This window comes from Providencia sp. TYF-12 (genome assembly GCF_041344805.1).
Lineage (GTDB): Bacteria > Pseudomonadota > Gammaproteobacteria > Enterobacterales > Enterobacteriaceae > Providencia > Providencia huashanensis.
On record NZ_CP166833.1, the window covers coordinates 1,973,168 to 1,989,276 of the forward strand.

At 44.0% G+C, this 16,109-nt stretch carries 13 protein-coding genes; 12 read left to right on the forward strand and 1 reads right to left on the reverse strand.

Translation table 11 applies throughout. The features are described 5' to 3' along the window. Positions 1–72: 72 nt before the first annotated feature. Complete coding sequence (locus tag ABE954_RS08800; RefSeq protein WP_042844448.1) at positions 73–1,287, reverse strand: pyridoxal phosphate-dependent aminotransferase; 1,215 nt, start codon at positions 1,285–1,287, stop codon at positions 73–75. Between the two features lie 807 nt (positions 1,288–2,094). Between ABE954_RS08800 and ABE954_RS08805 the strand changes: the two genes are divergently transcribed. From ABE954_RS08805 to nuoL, 12 genes are all read left to right on the forward strand, one after another. Continuing rightward, the gene (locus ABE954_RS08805) at positions 2,095–3,018 is read left to right on the forward strand and encodes a LysR family transcriptional regulator (RefSeq protein ID WP_042844447.1); all 924 of its coding nucleotides are present in this window, start codon (positions 2,095–2,097) and stop codon (positions 3,016–3,018) included. Between the two features lie 1,110 nt (positions 3,019–4,128). Next, a complete protein-coding gene (locus tag ABE954_RS08810) occupies positions 4,129–4,572 on the forward strand; it encodes an NADH-quinone oxidoreductase subunit A (RefSeq protein ID WP_004259806.1) in 444 nt (147 codons plus the stop codon). 18 nt (positions 4,573–4,590) lie between these two features. Further along, positions 4,591–5,265 carry an NADH-quinone oxidoreductase subunit B family protein gene (locus ABE954_RS08815; RefSeq protein ID WP_004912254.1) on the forward strand — a complete coding sequence of 225 codons (675 nt, stop codon included), beginning with the start codon at positions 4,591–4,593 and terminating at the stop codon, positions 5,263–5,265. Between the two features lie 74 nt (positions 5,266–5,339). Next, entirely contained in the window at positions 5,340–7,142 is a 1,803-nt protein-coding gene (gene nuoC, locus ABE954_RS08820) for an NADH-quinone oxidoreductase subunit C/D (protein ID WP_370661202.1), read from the forward strand. A 2-nt stretch (positions 7,143–7,144) separates the two neighbouring features. After that, positions 7,145–7,684, forward strand: a complete 540-nt coding sequence (gene nuoE / locus ABE954_RS08825) for an NADH-quinone oxidoreductase subunit NuoE (RefSeq protein WP_042844444.1) — start codon at positions 7,145–7,147, stop codon at positions 7,682–7,684. Next, on the forward strand, positions 7,681–9,039 hold the full coding sequence (gene nuoF, locus ABE954_RS08830) for an NADH-quinone oxidoreductase subunit NuoF (protein WP_042844442.1): 1,359 nt from the start codon (positions 7,681–7,683) through the stop codon (positions 9,037–9,039). The genes nuoE and nuoF overlap by 4 nt, the downstream gene beginning before the upstream one ends. A 98-nt stretch (positions 9,040–9,137) precedes the next feature. Further along, entirely contained in the window at positions 9,138–11,861 is a 2,724-nt protein-coding gene (gene nuoG, locus ABE954_RS08835; protein WP_173424803.1) for an NADH-quinone oxidoreductase subunit NuoG, read from the forward strand. Further along, positions 11,861–12,838 carry an NADH-quinone oxidoreductase subunit NuoH gene (nuoH, locus tag ABE954_RS08840; RefSeq protein WP_042844440.1) on the forward strand — a complete coding sequence of 326 codons (978 nt, stop codon included), beginning with the start codon at positions 11,861–11,863 and terminating at the stop codon, positions 12,836–12,838. Before nuoG ends, nuoH begins: the two co-directional genes overlap by 1 nt. Before the next feature lie 14 nt (positions 12,839–12,852). Further along, complete coding sequence (gene nuoI / locus ABE954_RS08845) at positions 12,853–13,395, forward strand: NADH-quinone oxidoreductase subunit NuoI (protein ID WP_042844439.1); 543 nt, start codon at positions 12,853–12,855, stop codon at positions 13,393–13,395. Positions 13,396–13,407: 12 nt separating this feature from the next. Continuing rightward, positions 13,408–13,950 carry an NADH-quinone oxidoreductase subunit J gene (nuoJ, locus tag ABE954_RS08850; protein ID WP_048607509.1) on the forward strand — a complete coding sequence of 181 codons (543 nt, stop codon included), beginning with the start codon at positions 13,408–13,410 and terminating at the stop codon, positions 13,948–13,950. After that, complete coding sequence (gene nuoK / locus ABE954_RS08855) at positions 13,947–14,249, forward strand: NADH-quinone oxidoreductase subunit NuoK (RefSeq protein ID WP_008910727.1); 303 nt, start codon at positions 13,947–13,949, stop codon at positions 14,247–14,249. The genes nuoJ and nuoK overlap by 4 nt, the downstream gene beginning before the upstream one ends. Continuing rightward, on the forward strand, positions 14,246–16,102 hold the full coding sequence (gene nuoL / locus ABE954_RS08860) for an NADH-quinone oxidoreductase subunit L (RefSeq protein ID WP_048607505.1): 1,857 nt from the start codon (positions 14,246–14,248) through the stop codon (positions 16,100–16,102). Before nuoK ends, nuoL begins: the two co-directional genes overlap by 4 nt. Positions 16,103–16,109: the final 7 nt, after the last annotated feature.

Here is a 16,109-nt window from a genome sequence, read left to right on the forward strand (position 1 = left end):
AGATGATGAAATGTAAAATTTAACAAGCCTCCAAATAGGAGGCTTTATTTTTGGAATAACTAAAATACCATATTACTGGCGATAACCTTCTAAGAAACGGCCAAATTTATTAATCGCCATTTCTAAATCATCTGCATAGGGTAGCGTGACAATTCTAAAATGATCAGGTTCAGGCCAGTTAAATGCAGTGCCTTGAACTAATAGCACTTTTTCTTGTAATAACAAGTCTAAGATCATTTTTTGGTCGTCATGAATATTAAAGCGTTTAATATCAATTTTTGGGAACATATACAGCGCCCCCTGAGGTTTAACACAAGAAACCCCTGGAATTTGGTTAATCAGTTCCCAAGCGCGTTCGCGCTGTTCATATAGGCGACCACCTGGCTGAATAAATTCGCTAATGCTTTGATAGCCACCGAGAGCCGTTTGAATGGCATGTTGCATAGGGACGTTGGCGCATAAACGCATTGAGGCTAACATTTCTAACCCTTCAATATAGCCTTTAGCATGCTTTTTAGGACCATTTAGTACCATCCAACCTTGACGGAAACCAGCAACGCGGTAGGTTTTTGATAAACCATTAAACGTGATGGTTAATAAATCCGGTGCTAATGCTGCGATTGAATGGTGGACTGCACCATCATATAGAATTTTATCGTAAATCTCGTCCGCATAAATGATGAGATTATGTTGTCGAGCAATTTCGACGATTTCCATCAACAGGTCTTTGCTATATACAGCACCTGTTGGGTTATTGGGGTTGATAACAACGATACCACGGGTTCTTGGTGTAATTTTTTTGCGGATATCTTCGATATCTGGCATCCACCCTTGTTGTTCATCACACATATAATGAACGGCTTTCCCACCAGATAGGGAGACGGCGGCGGTCCACAGAGGGTAGTCAGGTGCAGGGACAAGCATTTCATCCCCATTATTAAGTAACGCTTGCATTGCTTGCACAATGAGTTCTGATACCCCATTACCAATATAGACATCTTCAACGGTCATTTCATGAATACCGCGAGCTTGGTAATGTTGAACGATAGCTTTACGGGCAGAATAGAGCCCTTTTGAATCACAGTAACCTTGTGAACTAGGCAAATTGCGTAGAACATCAACGAGAATTTCATCAGGCGCTTCAAAGCCAAATGGTGCCGGGTTACCAATATTCAGTTTGAGAACTTTGTTCCCTTCTTCTTCTAAGCGCTTAGCTTCTTTTAACACAGGCCCGCGAATGTCATAGCATACATTATCGAGTTTATTAGATTTGGTTAGATTATTCATTGTTCTCTCATTACCCTAACGGGGTTACTTTGGTAGGGACCGGCATTATTACCTTACTGTACTCTTCTGTCAGAAGCTTTTGAAGATGCTAGGTAATCTTTGGTGTAAAAGGTTGATTTGAGCATAAATGTAATACTTGGGCTCTGAATATATTCATTAAGTTAGCCTTACAGTCTAATTGTATGTTTTAAGTTGGAGTTTAATTTCGATAATCTTTAGGGTTTTAGTATAGAAATGGTAAAAATGAGGAAATCCTAGCTCTTAAAAGAAAAATTGTATCGAAATGTAATATTGATAATGGAATCATGAATACTGTCATAATTTATACGCTATAACGGCCTTTTTTTGTAATTTTTAGTGGGGTTTTGTTAGTAATATTGATTGTTTCGGCTGGTTTTTTTTAACTTAAAGTGCTTCATTTTATTGTAATTTATTGATTTTTAATGACATTAAAAAATAGTGAAATGATTTTTATAATGTGCTTACATTAAAATAATTGTGATTACATTAAATATGTTACTATTTAGGTGTACTAAACGAAGGGATTTTAATTAGCTTTTAAGAAGTATATTCCTTTTTTTAAATACATTTTTGATTTTTTGGAAGTATTCTATTTATCTCAGCTATTTTGTCGCTAATAAGCGCTATATTTGTGTTAAATAGGTAAAATAAAGAAAAGTAGAAGAGAAGTTATTGCAGATCTATGGATTAGAAATGCACTCACTTAGTAGTCGCACAAAACTCGCTGATTCTCATGGAGGAGAGCAGAAACACCAGGTTACATAATATTATATAAGAGAATGAACGATGATAAATTCCAATCGTCCCATTATGAACTTAGATCTTGATTTGCTACGAACTTTCGTTGCTGTCGCTGATCTAAATACATTTGCAGCCGCAGCGGCTGCGGTGTGTAGAACGCAGTCTGCGGTAAGCCAGCAGATGCAACGTTTAGAGCAATTAGTCGGTCGTGAGCTTTTCGCTCGTCATGGGCGGAATAAACTGCTTACAGCACATGGATTGCAATTACTCGGTTACGCGAGGCAAATTCTTCGTGCAAATGATGATGCAACTGCATCATTGACTTATAACGATGCAGAAGGTGAACTTCGTATCGGAGCATCAGACGACACTGTTGATATTTTGCTGCCATTTTTACTTAACCGGATAGCATCAGTATACCCACGAGTTGCTGTTGAAGTTCGCATCAAGCGAGCGCAATTTATTGAGTCAATGTTAGATAATCACGAAGTGGATTTAGCATTAACGACAACAAGGATTAGTCATCATCCTAAGACGGCATTAAGGACAGTACCTGTGTTATGGCACAGTGCTCCTGATTTCCAATTGCGCCCTAATGAGCCAATACCGTTAGTTGTTATGGATGAAACTAACCCTTATCGTAAACTGTGTACTAATGCGTTAGATGAAGCAGGGTTGCCATGGCATGTAGCCTATGAGGCTGCTTCTTTACCAGCTGTTCGTGCTGCTGTGAATGCTGAGGTTGGGGTAACTGCTAGACCAATGGAAATGCAAAATGCGGATTTACGTATTTTAAATGAATCAGATGGGTTACCTCGTTTACCTGATATTCAGTATTGGTTGTATAAAAATGCAGATGAACAGAAAGATTTTGTTTTAACGGTGTTTAGTGCCATCGAAAACAAAAAAATACCTTATGTTGCATCGTCAGCGAGTGAATTGGCTGATAGCAATGATGGGGAGAATTAAGTTAATCGTTTCGTCTAATTTAGCTTAATCATAATATATAATTTATTTATTTGTTTCGACGGTACTTCCAACCTGCTTGGAAGTACCGTTTTTTATATCATTTTATTAACTTACAAGTGATTCACTTGTTTGTGATCAATGCGTTACTGCTTATAGACAGATATTATTTTAACGGCGCATCAGGTGGAAAGAGCACAACTTACACAATCAAATTACAACGTGATAAAAAGTGGCAAGATAATCCTATTTGTGACTTGTTGCTGCTGAGCACAAACAAAATAATGCTTACTGACTGAAACGATTATTTCACGTTACCGTGTTTAATGTTCAATATTGGGAAACGGTATCAAGTAATCCTATTGAGTCAGTGTTTAAATAGTCAAAATGCTTTTTATCGTTATCAAGTTCAAATTTATCATTTTATTTCCGATTTTAGCTTATAAAAAAATCAATTAACCACTTAATAAGTATGGTTAAATATTGAAGAGCATGAAATAATTGTGATGTAGCTGGCATAACCTGAATTTCATTAGTTAGTTAATGATTTGTTATGTTATTAACAATTTTTTTTAGCAGAATTGGTAAAATAGCGCTGGTATGTCAGTTAGTTACTTAAATTAAACAATAAAAATGCGTTAAGGCTTCTTAAAGTTAAATTGAATGTGATGTAAACAAATTGAGTACTTTTTCAATAAAACTGTGCGTTAGATCAAATAAAAAGAGCAATTTTTCATCTGTTAAGACAGGTTTTTCCTGAGATAATGGTGTAGTAAAAACGAATAATCAGTTAAACTAGTTTGCGTCTTTACTTGTGTATCATTACACTGACACGTTTTAGCAGATTATGAGTACTTTTTGTTATTTTAGTGTTTTTAGTCTGTGAGGTTTTTGTAACAAATACGGGTTATTTTACCTAATTTGGGTAAAGTAAATTGTAATGAGAGAGGACAAACCAAACGCGGTCAACAGACTGATTTAAGTTTGGTGATCTTTTAGTTGGTGATCAATGTTTGGTCTTTCTTCTCGATTAACTGGGCAATTGTGGTGCAATACTGCCGTGTTGTAAAAAAGAGCAGTTTACGCACCATAAGTAATGAGTAAGCAACGAGTATGTCTACATCAATCCTAGCGTTAGCCCATAACTGGGCGTTTGCGATATTCCTTATCGGCACTATCGGTCTGTGTGCTTTCATGCTGGTCGCAGGTCACTTCTTGGGTAGCCGCGCCAAAGCCAGAACAAAACATGTCCCTTACGAATCAGGTATTGATTCGGTCGGTAGTGCACGTCTTCGTATGTCAGCTAAGTTTTACTTAGTCGCCATGTTCTTCGTTATCTTCGATGTTGAAGCCATGTTCCTATTTGCATGGTCAGTCGCCATCCGCGAAGCTGGCTGGGTAGGCTTTATCGAAGCCGCTATCTTTATTTTGGTATTGTTGGCGGGATTGTTTTATTTAGTTCGCGTTGGAGCATTGGATTGGACACCAGTCCGTTCTCGCGGAAAAGTAAAGCATCCTAGTGAAGTTATTAAAATCAGCAATCGTCATCCGCAGTAAAAAGCGAGGCATTATACAATGGATTATACGCTCACCCGCATAGATCCGAACGGTGAGAACGACCGTTACCCACTGCAAACTCAGGAGATCGTAACTGATCCACTGGAGCAGCAAGTTGAAAACAGTGTGTACATGGGGAAACTTTCTCATGCACTTCACGATGTTGTTAACTGGGGGCGCAAAAACTCTCTATGGCCCTATAACTTTGGCCTTTCATGTTGCTATGTAGAAATGGTGACTTCGTTCACGGCTGTTCATGACGTAGCCCGCTTTGGTGCGGAAGTACTACGTGCTTCTCCTCGCCAAGCCGACTTCATGGTCGTTGCAGGCACATGTTTCACTAAAATGGCGCCTGTTATTCAACGTCTGTATGACCAAATGCTTGAACCAAAATGGGTTATTTCCATGGGTTCATGTGCTAACTCTGGTGGTATGTATGACATTTATTCTGTTGTACAAGGCGTCGATAAATTTATCCCTGTAGATGTGTATATCCCAGGTTGCCCACCGCGCCCAGAAGCCTATATGCAGGCTCTGCTTCTGTTGCAAGAATCTATCGGTAAAGAGCGTCGTCCGCTGTCTTGGGTCGTTGGTGACCAAGGGGTTTACCGTGCCAACATGCAATCAGAAAGAGAAAGAAAGCACGGTGAACGTATTGCAGTGACGAACCTGCGTACACCAGACGAAATTTAAGGCTTAAAGCCATACAGCGTAACAGAGCAATGTTGTTGCGAAATAATAAACCTGATCAAGCGTTATGGTGAAGAATGATGACAGATCAGATAGCGCAAGCGAGTAGTACCCAGCCAGGATGGCAGACACAGGAACATTTAAATGACCCTGTGCTTCTGGAACTGCGCAATCAATTTGGGCCGGATGCCTTTTCTGTTCAAGCAACCCGCACTGGTATGCCAGTGGTTTGGGTTCGTCGTGAACAATTACTGGAAGTTGTAGATTTTCTAAAGAAACTACCAAAACCGTATGTCATGCTATTTGACTTACACGGGGTAGATGAACGCCAAAGAATCCACCGTCAAGGCCTGCCTGAAGCAGACTTTAGTGTTTTCTATCACATTATTTCTATTGACCGTAACCGCGATATTATGTTGAAAGTCGCTCTTAATGAGAAAGACCTCAACGTACCTTCTATGGTTTCGCTGTTCCCAAATGCAAATTGGCATGAACGTGAAGTGTGGGATATGTTTGGGATCACCTTCCAAGGTCACCCAAATTTACGTCGCTTACTGATGTCGCCAAGCTGGGAAGGTCACCCACTGCGTAAGGATTATCCTGCGCGTGCAACTGAGTTCGACCCCTTTGTTCTGACTAAACAGAAACAAGATCTGGAAATGGAAGCTTTAACTTTCAAACCAGAAGAGTGGGGCATGGCACGTGGAAATGAAAATGAAGATTTCATGTTCCTGAACTTAGGGCCAAACCACCCATCATCACACGGTGCATTCCGTATTGTACTGCAACTTGATGGTGAAGAAATTATCGACTGTGTGCCTGATATCGGTTACCACCACCGTGGTGCTGAGAAAATGGGCGAGCGCCAGTCATGGCACAGTTACATTCCTTACACTGACCGTATTGAGTACCTCGGTGGGTGTGTGAATGAAATGCCATACGTGTTAGCCGTTGAAAAATTGGCTGGCATTGAAGTGCCTGACCGCGTAAAGACCATTCGCGTCATGCTGTCTGAATTATTCCGTATTAATAGCCACTTGCTATACATCAGTACTTATATTCAAGACGTCGGCGCAATGACACCTGTATTCTTTGCGTTTACTGACCGTCAAAAAGTGTACAACGTGATTGAAGCTATCACTGGGTTCCGTATGCATCCAGCTTGGTTCCGTATTGGTGGTGTTGCACACGACTTACCGCGCGGTTGGGAAAAGTTGCTGCGTGAGTTACTTGATTGGCTGCCGAAACGTTTAGAGTCTTATGTCACGTCTGCACTGAAAAACTCCATCTTAAAAGGCCGTTCTATTGGTACAGCAATGTACAACAAAGAAGAGGCATTGGCATGGGGTGTGACAGGTGCGGGTTTACGTGCTACAGGCGTTGATTTTGACGTGCGTAAATGGCGTCCATATTCAGGTTATGAAAACTTTGAATTCGATATTCCTATCGCTCACAACGGTGACTGCTATGACCGTGTGATGATCAAAGTTGAAGAGATGCGCCAGAGTATCCGTATTCTTGAGCAATGCTACAAGAATATGCCAGAAGGCCCATTCAAAGCCGACCATCCATTGACGACGCCGCCACCAAAAGAGCGTACGTTACAGCACATTGAAACCCTGATTAACCACTTCTTGCAAGTGTCTTGGGGGCCAGTGATGCCTGCGAATGAATCATTCCAGATGGTTGAAGCCACGAAGGGGATCAACAGCTACTACCTGACCAGTGATGGCAGCACGATGAGCTACCGTACACGTATTCGTACGCCAAGCTATGCTCACTTGCAGCAAATCCCTGCGGTTATTCGCGGTAGTTTAGTTTCAGACTTAATCGTCTATCTGGGTAGTATCGATTTTGTAATGTCGGATGTGGATCGCTAACCATGCATAATGAACATGATAAACACAATCAACTCGATGTGGTGAATGTATTCGAACCTCAAGCTCATCATGGCTTTGTTTTAACTGACGAAGAGCGTGCAGAAATAGAAGGTGAGAAACATCACTATGAAGATGCGCGAGCAGCATCTATCGAGGCACTGAAAATTGTGCAAAAAAACCGTGGCTGGGTTGAGGACGGTGCGATCTATGCTATCGCTGACGTCTTAGGTATCCCCGCTAGTGATGTTGAAGGTGTGGCAACATTCTATAGCCAAATCTTCCGTCAACCTGTTGGACGCCACATTATTCGCTATTGCGACAGTGTTGTTTGCCATATTACTGGTTATCAGGGTTTAGAAGCTGAAATCATTAAACAGCTGAATATTCGCCCTGGCCAAACAACAGCCGATGGTCGCTTTACATTGCTGCCAACCTGTTGCTTGGGTAACTGTGATAAGGGTCCGACGATGATGATCGATGAAGATACTCACAGTTATGTGCAGCCTGAAAATATTCAAAAATTACTGGAGCAGTATCCATGACAAATTCTGTTAATCCAGTGATCCGTACTGCTGAAACTCATCCCCTAACATGGCGTTTGCGTGATGACAATCAGCCTGTTTGGTTAGATGAGTACCGCAGTAAAAACGGATACAAAGGTCTTGAGCGTGCGCTCAAAGGCATGGCACCGGATGAAGTTGTTAACCTTGTCAAAGACGCTGGCCTGAAAGGGCGTGGTGGTGCGGGGTTCTCAACAGGCCTGAAATGGAGCCTGATGCCAAAAGACGAAAACATGAAACTGCGTTATTTCTTATGTAATGCGGATGAAATGGAACCGGGCACCTACAAAGACCGCTTATTGATGGAGCAACTGCCTCATTTGTTAGTTGAAGGGATGATCACGGGAGCATATGCACTAAAAGCTTATCGTGGTTATATCTTCCTACGTGGTGAGTATGTTGAGGCAGCTCAACACTTGCGCCGTGCCATCGAAGAAGCGAAAGCTGCGGGCCTGTTAGGAAAAAATATCCTCGGTTCGGGGTTTGATTTCGAGCTATTTGTGCACACCGGTGCTGGGCGTTATATCTGCGGTGAAGAAACTGCACTGATTAACTCTTTAGAAGGTCGTCGTGCTAACCCGCGTTCTAAACCACCATTCCCTGCAACATCAGGTGCTTGGGGTAAACCAACTTGCGTAAATAACGTTGAAACTATCTGTAACGTGCCGGCTATTTTAGAGCATGGTGACCAGTGGTACATCGATTTAAGCGCAGGTAAGAGTAAAGACGCGGGCACTAAATTAATGGGCTTCTCTGGGCGTGTGAAAAATCCGGGTCTATGGGAATTACCATTTGGTACAACGGCACGTGAAGTATTAGAAGATTACGCAGGTGGTATGCGTGATGGTTTAAAACTTAAAGCATGGCAGCCGGGTGGGGCAGGGACAGACTTCCTGACCAATGACCACCTCGACTTACCAATGGATTTTGAAAATATTGCCAAAGCCGGTAGCCGTCTTGGTACTGCATTAGCAATGGCGGTTGATCATGAAATCAACATGGTTTCGTTAGTTCGTAACTTAGAAACCTTCTTTGCACGTGAATCCTGTGGTTGGTGTACGCCATGTCGTGATGGATTGCCGTGGAGCGTGAAAATTTTACAAGCACTGGAAAAAGGCGAAGGCCAGCCGGGTGACATCGAAACATTAGAGCAACTTTGCCGTTTCTTAGGTCCGGGTAAAACATTCTGTGCTCACGCACCGGGAGCAGTCGAACCGCTGCAAAGTGCCATCAAATATTTCCGTGATGAATTTGAAGCGGGTATCTCGCAAAAAGATCTGCGTAACATCGTGCAGATTGCGGGTATCCAACCAAACCTGCTCAAGCAGCGTTGGTAATTATTTAGCGATTGAGCAACCGCTAAAGAGATTTTTCACGAAGAACGTATTTTTGATTAACGCCTGCTTTATGCGGGCCTTTGGGAAGCATGCTGACTATGGCTACAATATATGTAGACGGCAAAGAATATGACGTAAACGGGTCTGAAAACCTGTTACAAGCCTGTCTTTCTCTCGGGCTAGATATTCCTTATTTTTGCTGGCATCCGGCGCTGGGAAGCGTTGGCGCTTGCCGCCAGTGTGCGGTTAAGCAATATCAGAACGCGGATGATACTCGCGGTCGCCTAGTAATGTCTTGTATGACACCGGCAACGGAAGGTACCTACATCTCAATTGATGATGAAGAAGCCAAACAATTCCGTGAAAGTGTTGTGGAATGGCTGATGACCAACCACCCTCACGACTGCCCAGTCTGTGAGGAAGGCGGTAATTGCCACCTACAAGATATGACGGTGATGACCGGTCATAATATGCGTAAATATCGTTTTACGAAACGTACACACATCAACCAAGACTTAGGGCCGTTCATTAGTCATGAAATGAACCGCTGTATCGCTTGTTACCGCTGTGTGCGTTATTACAAAGATTACGCAGATGGCACGGACTTGGGGGTTTATGGGGCACATAACTATGTGTATTTCGGTCGTACAGAAGACGGTACGCTAGAAAGTGAATTCTCAGGTAACCTAGTTGAAGTCTGTCCGACAGGGGTCTTTACCGATAAAACGCACTCTGAGCGCTATAACCGTAAATGGGACATGCAATTTGCCCCGGGTATCTGCCAACAGTGCAGTATCGGTTGTAATACTAGCCCTGGTGAGCGCTATGGTGAAATCCGCCGCATTGAGAACCGTTATAATGGTTCAGTAAACCACTATTTCCTATGTGACCGCGGTCGTTTTGGTTATGGCTATGTCAACCGTAAAGACCGTCCACGTCAAGCTGTGTTAAATAAAAATGGCGTAAAACAGGTTATATCGGCTATTGAGGCAATGCAAAGCGGTGCGCAAATTATCAATCAAGCGAAGAAAGTGATTGGTATTGGTTCACCACGTGCAAGCATCGAAAGTAACTATGCGTTACGAGCACTTGTCGGTGCAGAAAACTTCTATTCAGGTGTTTCTTCGAGTGAGCAACGCCGTTTAGCGCTGATGCAAAATATCCTGCAAAATGGCGGTATCTATACGCCAACACTGCGTGAAGTGGAGGGTTACGATGCGGTGCTGGTACTGGGTGAAGATTTAACTCAGACAGGTGCGCGTATGGCGTTATCTGTACGTCAAGCGGTGAAAGGTAAAGCACGTGAAATGGCGGCAGCACAAAAAGTCGCTGACTGGCAAATCGCGGCAATCATGAACATTGGTCAACATGCGAAATACCCACTGTTTATCACCAATGTGGATGATACCCGCTTAGATGATGTCGCCGCATTTAATTACCGTGCTCCTGTGGCTGACCAAGCACGTTTTGGTTTTGCTATTGCCAACATGATTAATGGCGATGCACCAGCAGTGAATGACTTACCTGCAGACCTCAAAGCGAAAGTTGAAACCATCGCACAAGCGCTTTCAAGCGCGAAAAAACCACTGATTATCAGTGGTAGCCATAGTGCTAGTGAGGCGATGATCCAAGCCGCGGCTAACGTGGCATTTGCACTAAAAGCGAAAGGTGCGCAGGTGGGCTTATCTTACTTAGCCTCTCATGCAAACAGTTTTGGTTTAGCAATGATGGACGCACAGCCATTAGACAGCGCATTAGCTCGCATTGAAGCGAACGAAGCGGATGTGGCTATCGTTATCGAAAACGACCTGTACCGTCATAGCAATGTAGATGCGGTTAATAGCGCATTAGCGAAGCTGAAGCATTTGATTGTTGCTGACCATCAGCAAACCGACATCATGGATAAAGCAACATTAGTTCTGCCAGCAGCAAGCTTTGCTGAAGCAGACGGTACGTTGATTAACCAAGAAGGTCGGGCACAACGTTTCTTCCAAGTCTTCGACCCAACTTATTACGACAAAGCTATCGTGATGAACGAAAGCTGGCGCTGGATGCATTCATTGCAAACTGAAGCACAGGAACGTGATGCAGACTGGTCGCAACTTGACCATGTGATTGCTGATTGTGTTGCTACACTGCCACAATTTGCAGGCATTGTTGATTCTGCACCAAAAGCCTCTTTCCGTATCCGTGGTCAAAAACTGGCACGTGAACCTCATCGTTACAGTGGTCGAACAGCGATGCTGGCTAACCAATCTGTTCATGAGCCTCGTCAACCGCAAGATATTGATTCTCCATTTGCTTTCTCAATGGAAGGGAACAACAGCCCAACGGCACCACGTCAGCAAATTCCATTTGCTTGGGCGCCGGGTTGGAACTCACCACAAGCGTGGAATAAATTCCAAGCAGAAGTGGGGGGCCATTTGTTATTTGGTGACCCAGGTGTGCGTTTGTTCAATTCAACAGAAAGTAAATTGGCTTACTTCACTGATATTCCAGCAGCTTATCAAGCGACTGAAGCTCAATGGGTGGTGGCGCCGTATTACCATCTGTTCGGCAGTGACGAAATGTCACAGCGTTCAGACGTGATCCAACAGCGTATGCCTGAGCCTTATATCATGCTGAATGCGCAAGATGCAGAGTCACTTGGTTTGACAGCAGGAACAAAAGCTGAATTTAGCCATGCAGGTCAAGCATTTAACTTAACTGTACGCCTCAGTAATCACCTATCGACTGGTCAAATTGGTTTACCATTAGGGATGCCGGGTATCGCACCTGTTCTGGCTGGCGTGTCAGTCAATAATCTGCGGAGGGGAGCATGATGGATTGGATTTCTCCTGAAGTAATGGAAGTCCTTATTTCCATACTTAAATCTGTCGTCATTTTATTGGTTGTTGTGACTTGTGGAGCCTACATGAGTCTGGGAGAGCGCCGTATTCTCGGTCTGTTCCAGAACCGTTACGGCCCTAACCGTGTTGGTCCGTTTGGGATGGGCCAGTTAATCGCGGATATGTTCAAAATGCTGTTTAAAGAAGACTGGATCCCACAGTTCGCGGATAAGAAAATCTTTACGCTAGCGCCAGTTATCGCATTTTGCTCATTATTCCTTGCATTCGCCATCGTACCAGTTAGCCCAACTTGGCACGTGGCAGACCTGAATATTGGGATTTTATTCTTCCTGATGATGGCGGGTCTAGCGGTGTATGCGGTGTTATTCGCTGGTTGGTCAAGTAACAACAAATACTCTTTATTGGGGGCGATGCGTGCGTCAGCACAAACCGTGAGTTACGAAGTGTTCTTAGGCCTTTCTTTAATGGGCGTGGTTGCACAAGCAGGTTCATTCAACCTGATTGATATTGTTAACTCCCAAGAAGGCATGTGGAACATCATTCCTCAGTTCTTTGGCTTTGTAACTTTTGCGATTGCAGGTGTTGCGGTATGTCACCGTCACCCGTTTGACCAACCAGAAGCAGAGCAAGAGATTGCGGATGGTTATCACGTTGAATACTCAGGGATGAAGTTCGGTCTGTTCTTCGTTGGTGAGTATATCGGTATCGTAACGGTCTCTGCTCTGATTGTGACGCTGTTCTTTGGTGGCTGGCATGGACCATTCTTGCCGTCATTCTTGTGGTTTGCGATTAAAACTGCGTTCTTCATGATGATGTTTATCTTGATCCGCGCTTCTTTGCCGCGTCCACGTTATGACCAAGTGATGTCTTTCGGTTGGAAAATTTGTCTGCCGTTGACACTGCTTAATCTGCTGGGTACCGCAGCAGTGATTTTATACAACGCTCAGTAAGGGGTGATTGAACCATGACATTAAAAGAGTTATTGGTCGGTTTCGCCACCCAAGTACGTAGTATTTGGATGGTCGGCCTACATGCGTTCGATAAACGCGAAACGCAAATGTACCCAGAAGAGCCGGTTTATCTACCACCCCGTTACCGTGGGCGTATCGTATTAACACGCGACCCTGACGGTGAAGAGCGTTGTGTAGCCTGTAACTTATGTGCGGTGGCTTGCCCTGTGGGTTGTATCTCACTGCAAAAAGCTGAACATGAAGACGGCCGTTGGTACCCCGAGTTTTTCCGCGTGAACTTTTCGCGCTGCATTTTCTGTGGCTTGTGTGAAGAGGCTTGCCCAACTACGGCAATCCAATTAACACCTGACTTTGAAATGGCCGATTGGAGACGTCAGGATCTGGTTTACGAAAAAGATGACCTACTCATTTCAGGTCCGGGTAAATATCCTGATTATAACTTTTACCGTAAATCGGGTATGGCGATTGCAGGTAAAGACAAAGGTGAAGCGGATAACGAAGCGAAACCGATTAACGTCAAAGACCTGTTGCCATAAGGAGCGATATTCATGGAATTTACATTTTATATCGCCGGCCTAGTTGCCATATTAGCAACTTTGAGGGTGATAACTAATACCAACCCGGTGCATGCACTGTTGTATCTGGTTGTTTCTCTGCTGGCTCTGTCGATGGTGTTTTTCTCTCTCGGTGCGTATTTTGCTGGGGCTTTGGAAATCATCGTTTATGCAGGAGCCATCATGGTCTTGTTCGTATTCGTCGTCATGATGCTTAACTTAGGTCGCTCAGTGCAAGAACAAGAGCGGGCTTGGTTAACACCAAAAAACTGGATTGGTCCCGCGGTGTTGTCTGCCGTATTACTGGCCATCTTAGTTTACGGTATTACCTCTTTGTCTTACGAAGATGGGATTAAAGGTACCGTGATTGGGGCGAAAGAAGTGGGTATAAGCCTATTCGGGCCTTATGTTCTAGCTGTTGAGTTGGCTTCATTGCTATTACTGGCCGGTTTAGTTGTCGCATTCCACGTTGGGCGTGACCGTAAAGAAAACGGCGCTGACCTTGTCAGTGTACGTAATGCGGAGGAGCAAAAATGATACCTCTTCAACATGGTCTGATTTTAGCAGCGATTTTATTTGTAATGGGACTGAGTTGTCTCGTTATTCGCCGCAATTTGCTTTTCATGCTGATCGGACTGGAAATCATGATTAACTCTACTGCTCTGGCATTTGTTGTTGCAGGGAGTTTTTGGGGGCAGCCAGACGGCCAAATTATGTATATTTTGGCGATTACATTGGCTGCAGCGGAGGCGAGTATTGGATTGGCGTTGTTACTGCAACTCCATCGTCATCGTCAGAACCTGAATATTGATAAAGTCAGTGAGATGCGCGGATGAACCTACTCTATTTAACTATTCTGTTGCCTCTACTTGGGTCGGTGTTACTTGCCTTCTCTCGTGGACGCTGGTCAGAAAACGTTTCTGCCATTATAGGTGCGGGGTCGGTCGGCTTAGCGGCACTCGTAGCACTTTATGTTGGCAATGAATTTTTAGCTCAACCTGTTTTATCAAATGGTGGATATGAACCATATTCACAACAACTTTGGACTTGGATGTCGGTTGGTACTTTCAACATTCCATTTACCTTAGTCCTTGATGGTCTGTCTCTTACCATGCTGGGTGTGGTAACGGGGGTGGGCTTCCTTATTCATGTGTATGCCTCTTGGTATATGCGTGGCGAGGAGGGTTACTCACGTTTCTTTGCCTACACTAACCTGTTTATCGCGAGTATGGTGGTTTTAGTTCTCGCCGATAACATGATGCTGATGTATCTCGGTTGGGAAGGGGTAGGGCTGTGCAGTTATCTGCTGATTGGTTTTTACTATACCAATCCAGACAACGGTAAAGCTGCGATGAAAGCCTTCTTCGTGACCCGTATTGGTGATGTGTTCCTTGCCATCGGTATGTTTATTCTGTGGAATGAACTGGGCACACTGAATTTCAGCGAAATGGCAGTATTAGCACCTCAGAAATTTGCTGAAGGTTCGAGTGCTATCAACTGGGCTACCTTAATGTTATTAGGTGGTGCAGTCGGTAAATCAGCACAGTTACCATTGCAAACATGGTTGGCTGATGCGATGGCAGGCCCAACGCCTGTTTCTGCATTGATCCACGCCGCAACCATGGTGACCGCGGGTGTTTACTTAATTGCACGTACACATGTTCTGTTCCTGTTAGCACCTGAGGTTTTACATTTAGTGGGTGTCGTTGGTGCGGTCACATTAGTACTAGCTGGTTTTGCCGCATTGGTACAAACGGATATCAAACGTGTTCTTGCTTACTCAACCATGAGCCAGATCGGTTATATGTTCTTGGCTCTGGGAGTACAAGCTTGGGATGCGGCGATTTTCCACCTGATGACACACGCTTTCTTTAAAGCGCTATTGTTCCTCTCAGCAGGTTCGGTGATCCTCGCATGTCACCACGAACAAAACATCTTCAAAATGGGTGGGCTACGTAAGCAAATCCCATTCATTTATGCTGTGATGTTAATCGGCGGAAGCGCACTGGCTGCATTGCCATTGTTTACCGCAGGTTTCTACAGTAAAGATGCAATTTTGTGGGGTGCGCAGCTTGATGGGCAAACGGTGTTGTTATGGGCAGGTATCCTTGGTGCATTAATGACTGCAATTTATACCTTCCGTATGATTTTCATCGTGTTCCACGGTGAAGCAAAAATCAAAGCGCACAAGGTTAAAGGCATCACTCATACATTGCCACTTGGCATTCTGGCTATCCTTGCAACGTTTGTTGGTGCATTAATTCACCAACCATTAGAAGGGGTATTCCCTGCTGAAGCCGTGGGAAGTGAAGACGGTAAAGTCTTACTTGAAGCGATTTCTGGCGGGTTTGCAATCGCGGGTCTGTTGATTGCTATATTCCTCTATCTATTCAGACGTTCCATTGTTGATGCTATCGCGAAAACAGCAGTTGGCCGCTTTTTCAGTGCATGGTGGTACCAAGCATGGGGATTCGACTGGCTGTATGACGTAGTCTTTGTGAAACCTTTTAAAGGTATTGCATGGCTATTGGAGAGCGATCCGATTAACTCACTGATGAATATCCCTGCACGCTTATCAAGTTTAGCGAATAAAGGGCTTGCGGTGAGTCAAAACGGCCAGATCCGTTGGTATGTTGCCTCATTGGGGCTGGGTGCAGTGCTGATTCTTGCTCTGCTGCTTTTGGTTTAATTAAGGG